The sequence below is a fragment of the Pseudomonas sp. AB39(2026) genome, from assembly GCF_059831485.1.
The window spans coordinates 1859978-1874021 of record NZ_CP195212.1; the positions used below are offsets into that span (position 1 = coordinate 1859978).

The window sequence follows — 14044 nt, forward strand, 5'->3', positions numbered from 1 at the left end:
AAGGGGAACATGGAACGACGGCATAGGGTAGCGGAGCCGGGGCTGACAAGCGAGCGAGATGCACCCAATGGCACTATACGGCCATCAGGCGCCGCCGGCTGATCCACACCGATAACAGAATGATCGACCCGCCCAAAGCCAGCCGCCCAAGGGGCTCGTTATGGTTCCACACTAGCAGGTTGAGCAGCAGCCCCACAGGCACGTGCAGGTTGTTCATCACCGCCAGGGTAGCGGCCGGTACCTGGCTGGCGCCCCTGTTCCAGGCATACATGCCAAAGGCTGTGGCCACCAGGCCAAGGAACAGGAGCACGCCCCATTGCAACGGCGCTGCAGGCAAGCGTGCGGGGTTGCCGAACACCAGAAATGCTGGCAGGGCCACCAGCAGCGCACCCACGAAGAAATAGCCGAACCCCTGATAATGTGGGCCGGACAGGGGGTGGCTTGCGAGCAAGCGTTTGTAAAGTACCTGCCCTGCCGCGTAGGTAAAATTGGCCACCTGCAACAACAAGAACCCGCCCAAGAAGTGCGCGCTGATGCCGTCAAAACGGATGACCGCCGCACCGGCTACCGCCACCAGAGCCGCCATTAACGCCCAGCCATTGAACCGCCTTTCCAAGGCGTCCTGAAGCAAGGTCACGTGTACGGGTGTAAGGACGGTGAACAGCAGCACCTCCGGCACTGTGAGTACACGAAAACTCAAGTACAGGCACACGTAAGTTACGCCGAACTGCAGCGCACCGATCAGCACCATACGCCGTATGAAAGGGGCTGCCAGGCTGCGCCAGCGAGTGAGGGGCAGGAACACTAGGCCGGCCATGACCACCCGTGCCAGTACGGCAAAATAGCTGTCCACCTGGCCGGCCAGGTATTCGCCGATCAGGCTAAAGGACAGCGCCTGGATAAGGGTCACAATAAGAAGGTAAGGCATGCGCGGGCCAGTTCGCAAAAGCGCGCGACCTTATCACGCCTTTGCGCTCACTTGATGAAACTTTGCCAAAAAGTAAGGCCAAACATCGAATTTCCTGTTTAATAAATACCCTCTAATCCGGCAGACCTGTGCACATGAAAGCGCCCCGCGTGACCCTCGATCAATGGCGAACCCTTCAGGCCGTGGTAGACCACGGTGGCTTTGCGCAAGCGGCCAATGCCCTCCATCGGTCCCAGTCGTCTGTAAGCTACACCGTGGGCCGCATGCAGGAGCAGCTAGGCGTGCCGCTGCTGCGCATCGACGGTCGCAAGGCCGTGCTTACCGAAGCCGGAGCCGTGCTGCTGCGGCGTTCGCGGCAGTTGGTCAAGCAGGCCAGCCAATTGGAGGACCTTGCTCAGCATATGGAGCAAGGCTGGGAAGCCGAAGTCCGCCTGGTAGTGGACGCCGCCTACCCCAATGCCCGCCTGGTACGCGCCCTGAGCGCCTTCATGCCCCAGAGCCGGGGCTGCCGGGTTCGCTTGCGAGAGGAGGTGCTGTCAGGCGTTGAAGAGGTGTTGCTCGATGGTAGCGCCGATCTGGCCATCAGCGGCTTCAACATACCTGGCTACCTAGGCACTGAAATGAGCGCTGTGGAGTTTGTGGCAGTTGCCCACCCCGAACACCCTCTGCACCGCATGAACCGTGAGCTGACCTTTCAGGACTTGGAAAGCCAGCTGCAGGTGGTGATTCGTGACTCCGGGCGGCAGCAGCCACGCGACGTCGGCTGGCTGGGTTCCGAGCACCGGTGGACGGTAGGCAGCCTGGCCACGGCCGCCAGCTTCGTAGGCAGCGGCCTGGGCTTTGCCTGGCTGCCGCGCCATATCATCGAACGGGAGCTGCGCGACGGCATGCTCAAGCCGCTTCCCTTGGACCAAGGCGGCACGCGGCACCCTGTTTTTCACCTTTATGCGAGTAAAGAAAAGCCGCTCGGGCCTGCCACGCAGATCCTTGTGCAATGGCTACGCACGTTCGATACCGCGCCTTTGGACGCGCCCTTCCCTATCCCTGCTCAGCCCTGACACACACGACGGGAACACCTGCAGAACATAGGCAGTCCATAACAGGGTATCGAAGGGTCATCAGGTATCCTGTAGCGCTGCCTCGCGCAGTACACCGCCTATGCTTTAACCCTTAACCAAGGAAGCCTTACCTTCATGTTCAAACAACTCGTGCTGTCTGCCTGCTCTCTGGTGTTCGCCGCTACCCTTCACGCTGCACCGGCAAACAAGCCCCACGTCCTGTTGGATACCGACATGGGCCAGATCGAAATCGAGCTGGACGCTGACAAGGCGCCCATCAGCACCAAGAACTTTCTGAGCTACGTGGACAGCGGCCATTACAACGGGACACAGTTCCATCGGGTTATCCCTGGGTTCATGGTTCAAGGCGGTGGCTATGACCGCAACATGAACGAGAAGCAGACCCAGGCACCTATCAAGAACGAAGCTGACAATGGTTTGAAGAACGTGACTGGCACCCTGGCCATGGCCCGTACAGCCGATGTGAACTCGGCCACCAGCCAGTTTTTCATCAACGTTAATGACAATGCGTTCCTGGACCACGGTGGCCGCGACTTTGGCTACGCTGTGTTCGGCAAGGTGGTCAAAGGCATGGATGTGGTCACGAACATTGTCCAAAGCCCTACCACCACGCGTAGCGGCATGCAAAACGTGCCGACCAACCCGATCATGATCAAGACCGCAAAGCGCATCGACTGATCTGCGCCTTACCGCCCGGCCTCGGGCGGTTCTCAGACCTTGAGGGGATGCCCATGCTGTACCGCCGCTTTGAACAGTGGATCGACATTTTTCGTGACCCACCTACCGACGCACCGCCTGGCAAGGTCACCTCGTTCTACCTGTATTACCTGCGCCAGGTGTGGCCTAGCTTCGCAGCCCTGCTAGTCGTTGGCCTGATCGCTGCGCTGATCGAGGTGGCGTTGTTCAGCTACCTCAGTGACATCATCGATATGGTGAACAGCACCCCGCGCGAGAATTTCTTCAGTGAACACTGGGGTGCCTTGGCATGGATGCTGATCGTGGCCATGATTATTCGCCCGGTATTCGTGTGCCTTCACGATTTGCTGGTGCACCAGACCATCGCCCCAGGTATGACCAGCATGATTCGCTGGCAAAACCATAGCCATGTGCTCAAGCAGAGCATGAACTTCTTCCAGAACGATTTCGCAGGGCGCATTGCCACCCGCATCATGCAGACGGGCAACTCATTGCGTGACTCTGCAGTGCAGGCCGTGGATGCGCTGTGGCACGTCGCGATCTACGCCATCAGCTCCCTGGTACTGTTTGCAGAAAGCGATTGGCGGCTAATGATTCCGCTGCTGGCCTGGATCTTCTGCTATGTGATCGCCCTGTGGTACTTCGTGCCCAGGGTAAAGGAGCGCTCGGTGGTGTCTTCAGATGCCCGCTCCAAACTGATGGGGCGCATGGTAGACGGCTACACCAACATCACCACCCTCAAACTGTTTGCCCATACCAAGCTTGAGCAGGAATACGCCAAGGAGGCCATGAGCGAACAAACCGAGAAAACCCAGCTGGCCAGCCGCGTTATCACCAGCATGGACGTCGTGATCACCACGTTGAATGGCTTGCTGATCGTCGGTACCACAGGCCTGGCCCTGTGGCTGTGGACCGAAAGCCTGCTGACCGTGGGCGCCATTGCTCTGGCTACGGGCCTGGTGATCCGTATCGTCAACATGTCTGGCTGGATCATGTGGGTGGTCAATGGGATTTTCGAGAACATCGGCACCGTACAAGACGGCCTGCAGACGATTTCCCAGCCCCTGAGCGTGACCGATTTGCCCAATGCACCCCCTTTGAAAATCGGCCAGGGCGGCGTTCGCTTTGAAGCAGCCGAATTCCACTATGGCAAGGTAGGGCGTGTTATCAGTGGCCTGGACCTGGAAATCAAGCCTGGCGAAAACATCGGGTTGATCGGCCCTTCGGGTGCCGGGAAGTCCACTGTGGTGAACCTGTTGCTGCGTTTGTACGACCTGGAAAGTGGTCGCATCCTGATCGACGATCAGGACATCGCCCATGTAAAACAGGAGAGCCTGCGTGAGCAGATTGGCCTGATTACCCAAGACACCGCCCTGCTCCACCGCTCCATCCGTGACAACCTGCGCTATGGCCGCCCTGAGGCCACAGACGAAGATTTATGGGAGGCTTTGCGCAAGGCACGTGCGGACGAATTCCTGGCGACCTTGACCGACGCACAGGGTCGCGTTGGTTTGGATGCCCATGTGGGCGAACGTGGTGTGAAGCTGTCAGGCGGCCAGCGGCAACGTATCGCCATTGCCAGGGTATTGCTAAAGAATGCGCCCATCTTGATCATGGACGAGGCGACGTCCGCCCTGGACTCTGAGGTGGAAGCGGCCATTCAGGAAAGCCTGGAAACGTTAATGGAAGGCAAAACGGTGATTGCCATTGCGCACCGCCTCTCCACCATCGCGCAGATGGACCGTTTGGTGGTGATGGACAAAGGCCGAGTGGTGGAAGTGGGAACTCACACTGAGCTGTTGTCGCACAAGGGGTTGTATTCCCGGCTGTGGCGCCACCAGACCGGTGGGTTCGTTGGGGTGGACTGACCTATGTTCACACTGGACTTGTTCTCCGACCTGCCTCGCAGCACGGGCAGCCGGCAGCAACTAGGCCCCGGCGCCTGGTTGCTGGAAGGTTTCGCGCTGGCGTCTGCCTGTGAACTGGTAGACGCGGTTGAAGATGTGCATCAGGCGAGCCCACCCCGGCATCTGGTCACGCCCGGCGGTTTCACGATGTCTGTCGCCATGACCAACTGTGGCCGTTTGGGATGGACCAGTGACCTGCGCGGTTACCAATACACCCCCATGGACCCGCTTACACAACGCCCATGGCCCACACTGCCGCCTATGTTCTTATCACTGGCTACGCAGGCGGCCGAGGCAGCGGGTTATCCGGCCTTCACACCCGATGCCTGCCTTATCAACACCTACACAGCGGGTACTCGCCTCTCACTGCACCAAGACAAAGACGAACAAGACCTGAGTGCCCCTATCGTCTCTGTGTCTCTAGGGCTACCTGCCGTATTTCTGTTCGGTGGCGCCCGGCGCACAGACCCTGTACAACGCTATGAGGTACGGCATGGAGACGTTGTCGTGTGGGGGGGCGAAGACCGGCTCAGGTTCCATGGTGTCTCCCCTGTAAAACAAGGCGAGCACCCGCTCACAGGTGCAAGGCGCCTGAACCTCACCTTCCGCAAGGTTGACCTCTAGACGGGCCGTTCACAGGCCGCTTTGATGACAATCGGTGTGTCAGGCCTTGTTTGTAGGAGTAGGCGCCAGCCTGCGAACAGTTGATTTGCCTAACCTTCAAGCTCCGGAAACAACACGCTGGTAAAGCCAAAGCGGCTAAAGTCCGTAATGCGAGAAGGGTACAGCCGCCCTATCAGGTGATCGCATTCGTGCTGCACTACCCTGGCATGGAAGTCGTGGGCCTCTCGCTGTAAGGGCACCCCTTGAGCATCCACGCCTTCATAGCGGATATGGGTATAACGCGGCACGGTTCCACGCAGCCCAGGAATGGACAGGCACCCTTCCCATCCCTCCTCCCGCTCCGGTCCCAAAGGAGTTATCAAGGGGTTGATCAACACCGTGCGCTCTACCGCGGCGGCAGAGGGGTAACGGGCAGTACGTTCGAAGCCGAACACTACCACTTGCAGATCTACACCGATCTGAGGCGCAGCCAGCCCTACTCCGCCGGCCTGGTCCATGGTCGCGAACATGTCCGCGACCAGTTCATCCAGCTCATGGCTGCCCAAGAGGGCCGCTGGAACAGGTTGGGCAATACGCAACAGGCGCTCATCACCCATCTTCAGGATTTCGCGAATCATAGTGCCTCACTGATTGGCGGAAGCAGGTCCTCCGGCGAGGCCGGCCTTCTCCTCAGGGGCGCCTTCAGAAGGCTCACCTGGGGCTTTTTCACCTTTATCCTTGCCTTCCTCAGACATGTGCTCAATCACCGCGTTCATTTCAGCCCCAAGGAGCAGCACTGCGGAGGAAATGTAGAAATACAGCAAGAGGATAATGATCGCCCCGATGCTGCCGTACATGGCGTTGTAGTCAGCAAAGTTGGTCACATAATAGGCAAAGCCCATGGATGCCAGAATCCAGACTACTACCGCCAGCACGGCCCCTGGGGTGAGGAAGCGGAAGCGCTGGTCCACATCAGGCATCAGGTAGTACATCAGGGCGACAGCTAGGGTCAGCAACAACACCACCACTGGCCAGCGTGCGATGGTCCAGATCGTTACGGTGATGCTTTCCAAACCGATTTGCCCGGCGATCCAGTTCATCACCTGAGGCCCCAGCACCATCAAGGCCGCTGCACATAACAGCATGCCGGCCAGCCCCACGGTGTACAGCACTGACAGCGGCAGGCGTTTCCACAGCGGGCGCCCTTCGGCCACGTCATATGCCGCGTTCATAGCGCTCATCAGCGAACGTACGGCTGCAGAGGCCGTCCACAAGGCTGCAATGATCCCGAAAGACAGCAACCCACCCTTGGACTGTTGAAGCTGGTCAATGACAGGGTTAACCGAATCCAGGGCCTTGCCGGGCAGCACCAGGCTGGCCTGTTCACGCAACCAGGAGAAGAAATCAGGAAGGTGTAAAAAACCGATCATGGCGATCAGGAACAGCAGGAACGGGAATAAAGAAAAGAGCATCTGGTACGCCAGCGCCGAGGCGTACGTGGGCATTTCGTCGTTGGAGAATTCCTTTACGGTACGGATCAGTACCTTGCCCAAGGGCAGTTTTTTCATGTCTGGGAAAATCATCCGGCGCTCCTGTGTCGTGCCCCTTGGCTCATTGAGCCAGTCCATTCAATTTGCCTCGCCCGAAACGCACGGCGGCCATCCTGAGATGACCGCCGGGGTAGTGCGTAACGCTACTCAGTATCAGGATTTGCCTTTGATGGCATCCTTGGCTTCACCCTTGACCTGCTGGGCATCGCCCTTCACTTCACGGGCTGCGCCCTTGGCCTGAGTTTCGGTGCTGCCAGTGGCCTTGCCAATTTCCTGCTGTGCTTTGCCAGCCAGTTCGTTCGCTTTGCCTTTGATTTTGTCGCCAGTGCCACTCATGAGTGTTACTCCTAGAATGTGGATTGAAATCAATTCAATCGGCATAAGGATTGACACACCGCTACGCTCGCGAGTTTCAAAGTTTTTTTTAAAACATTCTTGCGCCCCGACGAAGGGTTATTTCACCAAAGCAATGCCATCGGGCCGTATCACGAGCTTTCCGGCTTTGTATAACGCGCCAATGGCCTTCTTGAAATTGCCCTTGCTGACGCCGAACTGTTGGGCGATCACTTCCGGCTCGCTTTTATCGCTCAATGGCAGGCTGCCGCCAGCCTTTTCCAAGGCGCTGAGAATCTGACCTTGCAAGCCTTCCACCGCCTGTTGCCCCACGGGCTGAAGGCTCAGAGCAAGCTTGCCATCCTCTCGCACCTCTTTGATGTAGGCCGTTTCACGCATGCCGCTGCGCAGGAACTTGAACACTTCGTTCTTGTGGATCAGGCCCCAGTGCGCGTTTTCGATGATGGCGTTGAACCCCAGGTCCGTCTGGGCTGCCACCAGTATGTTCACTGCCTGGCCCACCTTGTAGTTCGCCGGTGACTTGTCCAGGTAGCGATCCACTTTGGCACTGGCCGTGATCCGCCGGGTACGGCGGTCCAGGAACAGATGCACGATGCCATAGTCGCCCACTTTCATCTGCCGCTTTTCTTCTGAAAAAGGCAGCAACAGGTCTTTAGGCAAACCCCAGTCCAGGAAAATGCCAATGGCATTGATCTCCTTCACCTTCAGGCTGGCGAATTCGCCTACCTGAGCCTTGGGGCGCTCGGTCGTCGCCAGCAACTTGTCTTCGCTGTCCAGGTACACGAACACATTCAGCCAGTCCTCGACCTCATGGGGCGTGTCCTTGGGGATATAGCGGTTGGGCAGCAGAATCTCCCCGTCCGCACCACCGTCCAGGTACAACCCGAAATCCGTATGCTTGACCACTTGCAAGCTGTTGTAGCGACCTACCAAAGCCATGACCGACACCTATGTTGACAAGCCGCTAGTGTAACCCACAGCGGCCGCGTTAACGCCTGCACACGCTACTGAGTAGCTGCAGGCCAAAGTCACCCGGCTGGGAGGAACAGGCCAAATCGACGAGCGGTGCTCATTCCGAGGCAATCAGAGGTATCCTCTGAGCCGTCTAAACCGGCCCTTGCGCCTCACATTGACCGTTGCGAGCATTACGCAGCAACCTCGCGCCCTGTGCCAGGGGAGACACGCATGCTCAAGCGCAGCCTGATGCTGACCGCTGGCCTGTTGGCCGCACCTCACCTTTATGCTCAAACGATACAGCGTGAATTGGGCGACTTCGACCTCAAGCTGGGTACCACGCCTACACGTAGCATGGCCCAGGGGCTGGTCGCGCCTGGAACGGCCGGGTCCTTTCACGGTGGTATCGACATCACCCATGACAGCGGCTGGTATGCAGGCCAATGGTCTCCCAGCGTTGGCCTTACCCCAGACAGCGACTTCGAGCTGGACAGCTACCTAGGCTATAAACGCCGCCTGGTACCGGACTTCGGTTACGAGCTGGGCATGATCAGCTATGCCCGCCCAGACGTGGCCAATGGCAACAGCCACCAACTGTATGCAGGCATGCGTGTGTTCGATAGCCGCTTTGGCGCCGCCTTCAGCCAGGCAGTGGGTAGCCGGTCGGGTACATTGTTCGCCGACCTTGGCCAATTGCCACTGGTGGACGTTGACGTGACGGTTAAAGTTACCCGCTACGACCTGACAACACCTTATTCCCTGGGCAACGGTGACTTGGTCGACGGCTACAGTGACTGGTCCATGCAGGTCTCCCGCCCCTTGATGGGGGTGGACCTGAACCTCATATACAGCGCGTCGGACCTCCAAGGTAGCCAGTGTGTGGCGTATTCGGGGCACAACCCGGCCTGCGACAGTATGGTGATGCTTAAGGCTCAGCGCGCCTTCTTCTAAGCACCCCAGGTGGCGTAGCGGCGGCAACCGTTCTACGGTTAGCACGGCTGTAAGCACGGCTGTAGCCGCCACTATGGGGAAAACGATGAGAAGTTCTGCAGTACGTCACGTTGTAATGCTGCTCGCCGGGGTTGCCCTATTGGCCTGCGCGGCCTGTACCCGTATGGACCTGGCCTACCGCAACCTCGATACCCTCATCCCTTGGTCCCTGGATGACTACCTGGACATGAACCGGAGCCAGAAGGCCTGGTTCGACAAACAACTGGAAGACCACTTGCGTTGGCACTGCCAGACGCAACTTCCCGGTTACCTGCCTTGGCTGGATCGCCTGCAGGCACAAGTGGCCACGCAACACGTCAGTGACAACGACCTTCAAACCCTTACCCAGGAAGGCGAACAGGCCGCTCAGGATATCGCCCGGCAAATTACGCCTTCAGCCGTGCAACTGCTGAAAAACCTCGACGATAACCAGGTGGCCGAACTGCGGGAGGCCTTTGCAAAAGATATTGCCAAACGCCGTAACGAGCAGGTCAGCCCCTCAATGGTTCAGCAAGCCAAGGACCGAACCGAGCGCATGCGCAAGCGCTTGCAACCTTGGCTGGGCGACATCAATGCCGACCAGCAAGCAGCGATCGAGCAATGGTCCGTGAGCCTGGGCAACCATAATCAGGTTGCATTGGAGGCTCGCTCACGTTGGCAGCAAGCGCTGCTCTCGGCGTTGGCCCAACGAGATCAACCGGGGTTCGACGACAAGGTGGCCCAGTTGCTGCAACACCGTGACACCCTGTGGACTGAGACCTACCGTGCCGACCGTGCCCACAGCCAGGCCGCAGCCCGGGAACTGACCATTGCAGTGATGAACGCCAGTGACGCCCGGCAACGGCAGACCCTCAGCCAGCAACTGCAGGCCTTGCGCGATCGCTTTGCTGCGCTTCGGTGCCTCAGGAAACGGTAGTGCCCAGTGGCTCGGTGTTGCCCCGCTTGCTTAAGTAAATGTGCGAACGAACCCCGGGAAGCGGCCAACAGCCTGAGGAGCAGCCCCACCCAACGTAAGGCACCAGTACTCGGCGTCTCCGCGCATATCCAGCGCCTGCCCTAAGCCGATATGAACGAACCCGAAAGCTTCGTGGGCAGCAATTGCAGCGGTATCTGTTACTGCCAAGCCGGCGTAGACCGCCAGGTAACCCTGCTCGTGCAGGTGCTCTAGCAGCAGGCGATACAGGGAACGCAGCATGCCCGCTTCACGGCCTTGGGGCGTCATGTAGACGGTGATGTCCACAGACCAGCGTAATGCCAAGGAGGCCTTGTGGGCACGGGCGTAGGCGAAGCCCACTATTGAATCGTTACACTCGGCCACCAGGAACGGGTAGCGCCCCAAGGTGGTGGCCAACAACCCACACAGGTCGGGGTCGTTGTCTGCGGGTACGGAAATACCATGAGCAGGGTTTGCATGAACAGCACGCAAAGCCACACAGTCAGTGAGGCGCGCCGTCCTTACCAGGCAAAACGTCATAAAACAGACATCCTGAAAAAATTCCCGAAGTGCGAGGAATCCATCGCAAGCACAGCTCCATCAGGTAAAGCATGCATGATGGATCCAACCACCCGGCACTGCAAGCTTACCCGGACGTGAGGCAGCCTACTGATGCAAAAGTGCCGCTCCGTTGAGCTAAAGTGCCACTATCGGACATATTTGTGATGCCTGTCCCAAAACCAGCCTGGATCAGCCGAACAGCCAGTACCCCAGTGCCGTCAGCACCGCCACTGCCAGCACTGGGCGAAGCACCCGGTAGGCTTTGGGGTGTTTGCGCTTGAACTGCTTCACGCCGCTGCTGGTGCGGTCACTGAAGCGCTTGCTCCACGCATAAGCCTGGTTGATGCCGCCCACACGTTCGTCATCTAGGTTCTGCGGTGCGGTAGCACGGCCCAGGAACGCACTGACACGGCGGTTGATACGGGTCATGAAACGGTTCGAGAGCGGGCGTTCGATGTCGCAGAACAGAATCACACGGGTTTCGTTGGTTTCGTTCTTTACCCAGTGCACGTAGGTCTCATCGAACATCACGTCCTGCCCGTCCCGCCAAGCGTAGGGCTGGCCGTCCACATAGATGCGGCAGTCATCCGAATTGGGCGTCGCCAGGCCCAAGTGGTACCGCAGCGAGCCGGCAAAAGGATCACGGTGCGGGTTGAGATGGCTGCCGCCTGGCAGCAGCGCGAACATGGCACCCTTCACATTGGGAATAGCGCTCACCAAGGCTACGGTACGGGGGCACAACGCCATAGCTGAAGGCAATGGCTTGTCATACCACTTGAGGTAAAAGCGCTTCCAGCCCTTCTTGAAGAAGGAGCCAAAGCCCGCGTCGTTATTCTTTTCTGCGGCCCGAATATAGCCCTCGTCAAACAGACGCATGGCTTCTTCACGAATATCGCCCCAATTGTCACGCAGCACATCCAGCTCGGGGAAATGCGTACGGTCCAGGTAAGGTTTGGACGGTACGCTGGAAAACAGGTACATCAGCGCGTTATAGGGGGCAAACAGCGCCGAGTGGTTAACGAACTGGCGCAGCACCGGCAGCCGTGCCTTGCCGCGCAGGTGCACATAGAGCGTGCTGCCTATGAACACAAGCAGCACAAGGGCCTTGACGGTGAACGAGAGGGTCATGCGGTGCTCCTGGGGTTTGGCAGTCGGCCATGATAAACCCGTAGCCGCCTTCCGCACAGGTCAGTGACGGCACCGCTTGACCAGCGTCATCCTCAGGCCTGGTTTTCCTGCTCGGTAAACAGGTCGCTGAACAGCATGCTGCTCAAGTAGCGCTCGCCTGAGTCCGGCAGAATCACCACCAGTGTCTTGCCTTGCATCCCTGGCTGCTCAGCCAGCCGCACAGCCGCCGCCATGGCCGCGCCGCAGGAAATGCCGCACAGAATGCCTTCCTCACGCATCAGCCGCAGCGCCATGGCCTTGGCGTCGTCGTCACTGACCAGCTCTACTTTGTCCACCAGGCTCAGGTCCAGGTTCTTCGGCACAAACCCTGCCCCTATGCCTTGAATCTTGTGGGGCGAGGGCTTGATCTCCTCGCCGGCCATGGCCTGGGTAATCACAGGTGAACCTATAGGCTCCACAGCCACCGACAGGATTGGTTTTTTCTGGGTGTGTTTGATGTAGCGAGAGATGCCGGTGAGGGTGCCGCCGGTGCCCACGCCGGCCACCAGTACATCGATCGCACCCTCCGTGTCGTTCCAGATTTCCGGCCCCGTGGTTTTTTCGTGAATGCCCGGGTTGGCCGGGTTTTCGAACTGTTGCGGCATGAAATACTGGGCAGGGTCGCTGGCCAGAATCTCCCCGGCCTTCTCGATGGCACCCTTCATCCCCTTGGCAGGCTCGGTGAGCACCAGTTCGGCCCCCAAGGCCTTGAGTACCTTGCGCCGTTCCAGGCTCATGGAGGCAGGCATGGTCAACAGCAGCTTATAGCCGCGTGCCGCCGCCACGAATGCCAGGCCAATGCCGGTGTTGCCCGACGTAGGCTCTACGATGGTCATGCCCGCCTTGAGGCGGCCATCGGCTTCGGCGTCCCAGATCATGTTGGCGCCCACTCTGCATTTCACGGAATAGCCAGGGTTGCGGCCTTCGATCTTGGCCAGGATCGTTACCCCTAGTGGTGTGATCCGGTTGATCCGTACCAACGGCGTGTTGCCGATGGCGTGGGCGTTGTCAGAGAAAATGCGGCTCATGCCATATCCTTTGTGAACGTCGGAACCTGAGGTGGCCAGCAGGGTAAGCTTGCACCAGGAAGGCGTCCAGTGCCGGCAAGCCGAACGCTTTGGGCGCCAGAAAGTCCATTGAGCATGCTGAAGGAGCTGCTCCCATGAAACGTCGCTATCGCTGGCCCCTTGTGGCCATTGTCACCCTGGTTGTGTTGCTGGTTATCGTACATATCGCCCTGCCCTTCCTGGTGCGGGACTATCTCAACGACAAGCTGCATGACATGGGCGCCTACAGCGGCCACGTGGATGACGTGGACATTGCCCTGTGGCGCGGTGCCTACTCCATCAACGGCCTGCGCGTGACCAAAGTGGACGGCAAGGTGCCGGTACCCCTGGTAGACATTCCGCAAACCGACATTGCCGTGAGCTGGCACGCGCTCTGGTACGACCATGCAGTAGTGGCCCGTATCGCGTTTATGCAACCGGCGCTCAACTTTGTGGACGGGGGCGAGAACAAGCAGGCGTCTCAGACCGGTGCCGGTACCGACTGGCGCGCGCAGCTGGAAAAACTGCTGCCGATCACCCTGAACGAGATTCGGATCGATAACGGCAAGATCACCTTCAACAACTTCACCTCCAAACCCCCGGTTAAGCTGGCCGCTACCGATATCAACGCCAGCCTGTACAACCTCACCAATGTCGAGGACTCCGACGGCAAACGCGACGCCCGCTTCGAGGGCAAGGCCGTGCTGTTCGGCCAGGCCCCTTTGGACGCCAAGGCCACCTTCGACCCGTTCAACAATTTCGAGGATTTCGAATTCCGCCTGCGCGTGACAGACATCGAACTCAAGCGCGTGAACGACTTCGCCTCGGCCTATGGCAAATTCGACTTCAACGCAGGCCACGGGGACGTGGTGATCGAAGCCCAGGCAACCAATGGCAAGCTATCGGGCTACATCAAGCCTCTGCTACGTGATGTAGACGTCTTCAATTGGCAGCAGGACGTGGAAAACAAGAACAAAGGGTTCTTCCGTTCGGTATGGGAAGCCTTGGTAGGGGGTACGGAAACAGTGCTCAAGAACCAGCGCAAAAACCAGTTCGCCACCCGTGTAGACCTGAGCGGCAATGTTCATCGCCAGGACATCAGCCCATTGCAGGCCTTCTGGGAAATCCTGCGCAATGGATTTGTACAAGCGTTCAATGCCCGGTACGAGCAGGCGCCGCCTAGCCAAGATTGACCGGTTTTTAGCGGCAAGCTATAAGCCACAAGCTGCAAGCTATAAGCTGCAAGTAAAGGCAGATTGGCTTGCGGCTTGCGGC

At 58.8% G+C, this 14044-nt stretch carries 15 protein-coding genes; 7 read left to right on the forward strand and 8 right to left on the reverse strand.

Features of this window, described 5'->3' with window-relative positions; translation table 11 throughout:
• Positions 1-73 precede the first annotated feature (73 nt).
• Positions 74-928, reverse strand: coding sequence for an EamA family transporter (locus ACSAMW_RS08255; RefSeq protein ID WP_500593495.1), 855 nt, complete (start codon positions 926-928; stop codon positions 74-76).
• A 134-nt stretch (positions 929-1062) separates the two neighbouring features.
• Here ACSAMW_RS08255 and ACSAMW_RS08260 point away from each other — a divergent pair, with 134 nt between their 5' ends.
• The 4 genes from ACSAMW_RS08260 to alkB all read left to right on the forward strand — a co-directional run bounded on the left by ACSAMW_RS08260 (position 1063) and on the right by alkB (position 5234).
• Positions 1063-1986, forward strand: a complete 924-nt coding sequence (locus ACSAMW_RS08260) for a LysR family transcriptional regulator (protein ID WP_500593496.1) — start codon at positions 1063-1065, stop codon at positions 1984-1986.
• A 135-nt stretch (positions 1987-2121) separates the two neighbouring features.
• The gene (locus ACSAMW_RS08265; RefSeq protein WP_500593497.1) at positions 2122-2685 is read left to right on the forward strand and encodes a peptidylprolyl isomerase; all 564 of its coding nucleotides are present in this window, start codon (positions 2122-2124) and stop codon (positions 2683-2685) included.
• A gap of 53 nt (positions 2686-2738) precedes the next feature.
• Entirely contained in the window at positions 2739-4571 is a 1833-nt protein-coding gene (locus ACSAMW_RS08270; protein WP_500593498.1) for an ABC transporter ATP-binding protein, read from the forward strand.
• A 3-nt stretch (positions 4572-4574) separates the two neighbouring features.
• Positions 4575-5234: a DNA oxidative demethylase AlkB gene (gene alkB, locus ACSAMW_RS08275; protein WP_500593499.1), complete on the forward strand. Its 660-nt coding sequence runs from the start codon at positions 4575-4577 to the stop codon at positions 5232-5234.
• Between the two features lie 89 nt (positions 5235-5323).
• Here alkB and def read toward each other — a convergent pair whose 3' ends face one another.
• The 4 genes from def to ACSAMW_RS08295 form a co-directional block, all read right to left on the reverse strand.
• Positions 5324-5851 carry a peptide deformylase gene (gene def / locus ACSAMW_RS08280; protein WP_500593500.1) on the reverse strand — a complete coding sequence of 176 codons (528 nt, stop codon included), beginning with the start codon at positions 5849-5851 and terminating at the stop codon, positions 5324-5326.
• Positions 5852-5857: 6 nt separating this feature from the next.
• Positions 5858-6796 carry a YihY/virulence factor BrkB family protein gene (locus ACSAMW_RS08285; protein ID WP_168084803.1) on the reverse strand — a complete coding sequence of 313 codons (939 nt, stop codon included), beginning with the start codon at positions 6794-6796 and terminating at the stop codon, positions 5858-5860.
• Positions 6797-6916: 120 nt separating this feature from the next.
• Positions 6917-7099, reverse strand: a complete 183-nt coding sequence (locus ACSAMW_RS08290; protein ID WP_168084804.1) for a CsbD family protein — start codon at positions 7097-7099, stop codon at positions 6917-6919.
• 117 nt (positions 7100-7216) lie between these two features.
• Positions 7217-8056, reverse strand: a complete 840-nt coding sequence (locus tag ACSAMW_RS08295) for a CvfB family protein (protein ID WP_500593501.1) — start codon at positions 8054-8056, stop codon at positions 7217-7219.
• 246 nt (positions 8057-8302) lie between these two features.
• Here ACSAMW_RS08295 and ACSAMW_RS08300 point away from each other — a divergent pair, with 246 nt between their 5' ends.
• Together ACSAMW_RS08300 and ACSAMW_RS08305 are read left to right on the forward strand one after the other, a co-directional pair.
• A complete protein-coding gene (locus tag ACSAMW_RS08300; RefSeq protein ID WP_500593502.1) occupies positions 8303-9022 on the forward strand; it encodes a TorF family putative porin in 720 nt (239 codons plus the stop codon).
• 85 nt (positions 9023-9107) lie between these two features.
• Positions 9108-9977, forward strand: coding sequence for a DUF6279 family lipoprotein (locus ACSAMW_RS08305; RefSeq protein WP_500593503.1), 870 nt, complete (start codon positions 9108-9110; stop codon positions 9975-9977).
• Positions 9978-10007: 30 nt separating this feature from the next.
• Here ACSAMW_RS08305 and ACSAMW_RS08310 read toward each other — a convergent pair whose 3' ends face one another.
• The 3 genes from ACSAMW_RS08310 to cysK all read right to left on the reverse strand — a co-directional run bounded on the left by ACSAMW_RS08310 (position 10008) and on the right by cysK (position 12751).
• Positions 10008-10535, reverse strand: a complete 528-nt coding sequence (locus ACSAMW_RS08310) for a GNAT family N-acetyltransferase (RefSeq protein ID WP_500593504.1) — start codon at positions 10533-10535, stop codon at positions 10008-10010.
• Positions 10536-10745: 210 nt separating this feature from the next.
• Complete coding sequence (locus tag ACSAMW_RS08315) at positions 10746-11684, reverse strand: aspartyl/asparaginyl beta-hydroxylase domain-containing protein (protein WP_500593505.1); 939 nt, start codon at positions 11682-11684, stop codon at positions 10746-10748.
• A gap of 92 nt (positions 11685-11776) precedes the next feature.
• Positions 11777-12751 (reverse strand): cysteine synthase A, encoded by a 975-nt coding sequence (gene cysK, locus ACSAMW_RS08320; RefSeq protein WP_500593506.1) that lies wholly within the window; start codon positions 12749-12751, stop codon positions 11777-11779.
• A 134-nt stretch (positions 12752-12885) separates the two neighbouring features.
• Here cysK and ACSAMW_RS08325 point away from each other — a divergent pair, with 134 nt between their 5' ends.
• Positions 12886-13962: a DUF748 domain-containing protein gene (locus tag ACSAMW_RS08325; protein WP_500593507.1), complete on the forward strand. Its 1077-nt coding sequence runs from the start codon at positions 12886-12888 to the stop codon at positions 13960-13962.
• The last annotated feature ends 82 nt before the right edge of the window (positions 13963-14044 follow it).

Excerpts from the sequence above, each read along its gene's own strand:
- ACSAMW_RS08255 (WP_500593495.1), bottom strand. The coding sequence starts at position 928 with ATGCCTTACCTTCTTATTGTGACCCTTATCCAGGCGCTGTCCTTTAGC.
- ACSAMW_RS08260 (WP_500593496.1), top strand. The coding sequence starts at position 1,063 with ATGAAAGCGCCCCGCGTGACCCTCGATCAATGGCGAACCCTTCAGGCC.
- ACSAMW_RS08265 (WP_500593497.1), top strand. The coding sequence starts at position 2,122 with ATGTTCAAACAACTCGTGCTGTCTGCCTGCTCTCTGGTGTTCGCCGCT.
- ACSAMW_RS08270 (WP_500593498.1), top strand. The coding sequence starts at position 2,739 with ATGCTGTACCGCCGCTTTGAACAGTGGATCGACATTTTTCGTGACCCA.
- alkB (WP_500593499.1), top strand. The coding sequence starts at position 4,575 with ATGTTCACACTGGACTTGTTCTCCGACCTGCCTCGCAGCACGGGCAGC.
- def (WP_500593500.1), bottom strand. The coding sequence starts at position 5,851 with ATGATTCGCGAAATCCTGAAGATGGGTGATGAGCGCCTGTTGCGTATT.
- ACSAMW_RS08285 (WP_168084803.1), bottom strand. The coding sequence starts at position 6,796 with ATGATTTTCCCAGACATGAAAAAACTGCCCTTGGGCAAGGTACTGATC.
- ACSAMW_RS08290 (WP_168084804.1), bottom strand. The coding sequence starts at position 7,099 with ATGAGTGGCACTGGCGACAAAATCAAAGGCAAAGCGAACGAACTGGCT.
- ACSAMW_RS08295 (WP_500593501.1), bottom strand. The coding sequence starts at position 8,056 with ATGGCTTTGGTAGGTCGCTACAACAGCTTGCAAGTGGTCAAGCATACG.
- ACSAMW_RS08300 (WP_500593502.1), top strand. The coding sequence starts at position 8,303 with ATGCTCAAGCGCAGCCTGATGCTGACCGCTGGCCTGTTGGCCGCACCT.
- ACSAMW_RS08305 (WP_500593503.1), top strand. The coding sequence starts at position 9,108 with ATGAGAAGTTCTGCAGTACGTCACGTTGTAATGCTGCTCGCCGGGGTT.
- ACSAMW_RS08310 (WP_500593504.1), bottom strand. The coding sequence starts at position 10,535 with ATGACGTTTTGCCTGGTAAGGACGGCGCGCCTCACTGACTGTGTGGCT.
- ACSAMW_RS08315 (WP_500593505.1), bottom strand. The coding sequence starts at position 11,684 with ATGACCCTCTCGTTCACCGTCAAGGCCCTTGTGCTGCTTGTGTTCATA.
- cysK (WP_500593506.1), bottom strand. The coding sequence starts at position 12,751 with ATGAGCCGCATTTTCTCTGACAACGCCCACGCCATCGGCAACACGCCG.
- ACSAMW_RS08325 (WP_500593507.1), top strand. The coding sequence starts at position 12,886 with ATGAAACGTCGCTATCGCTGGCCCCTTGTGGCCATTGTCACCCTGGTT.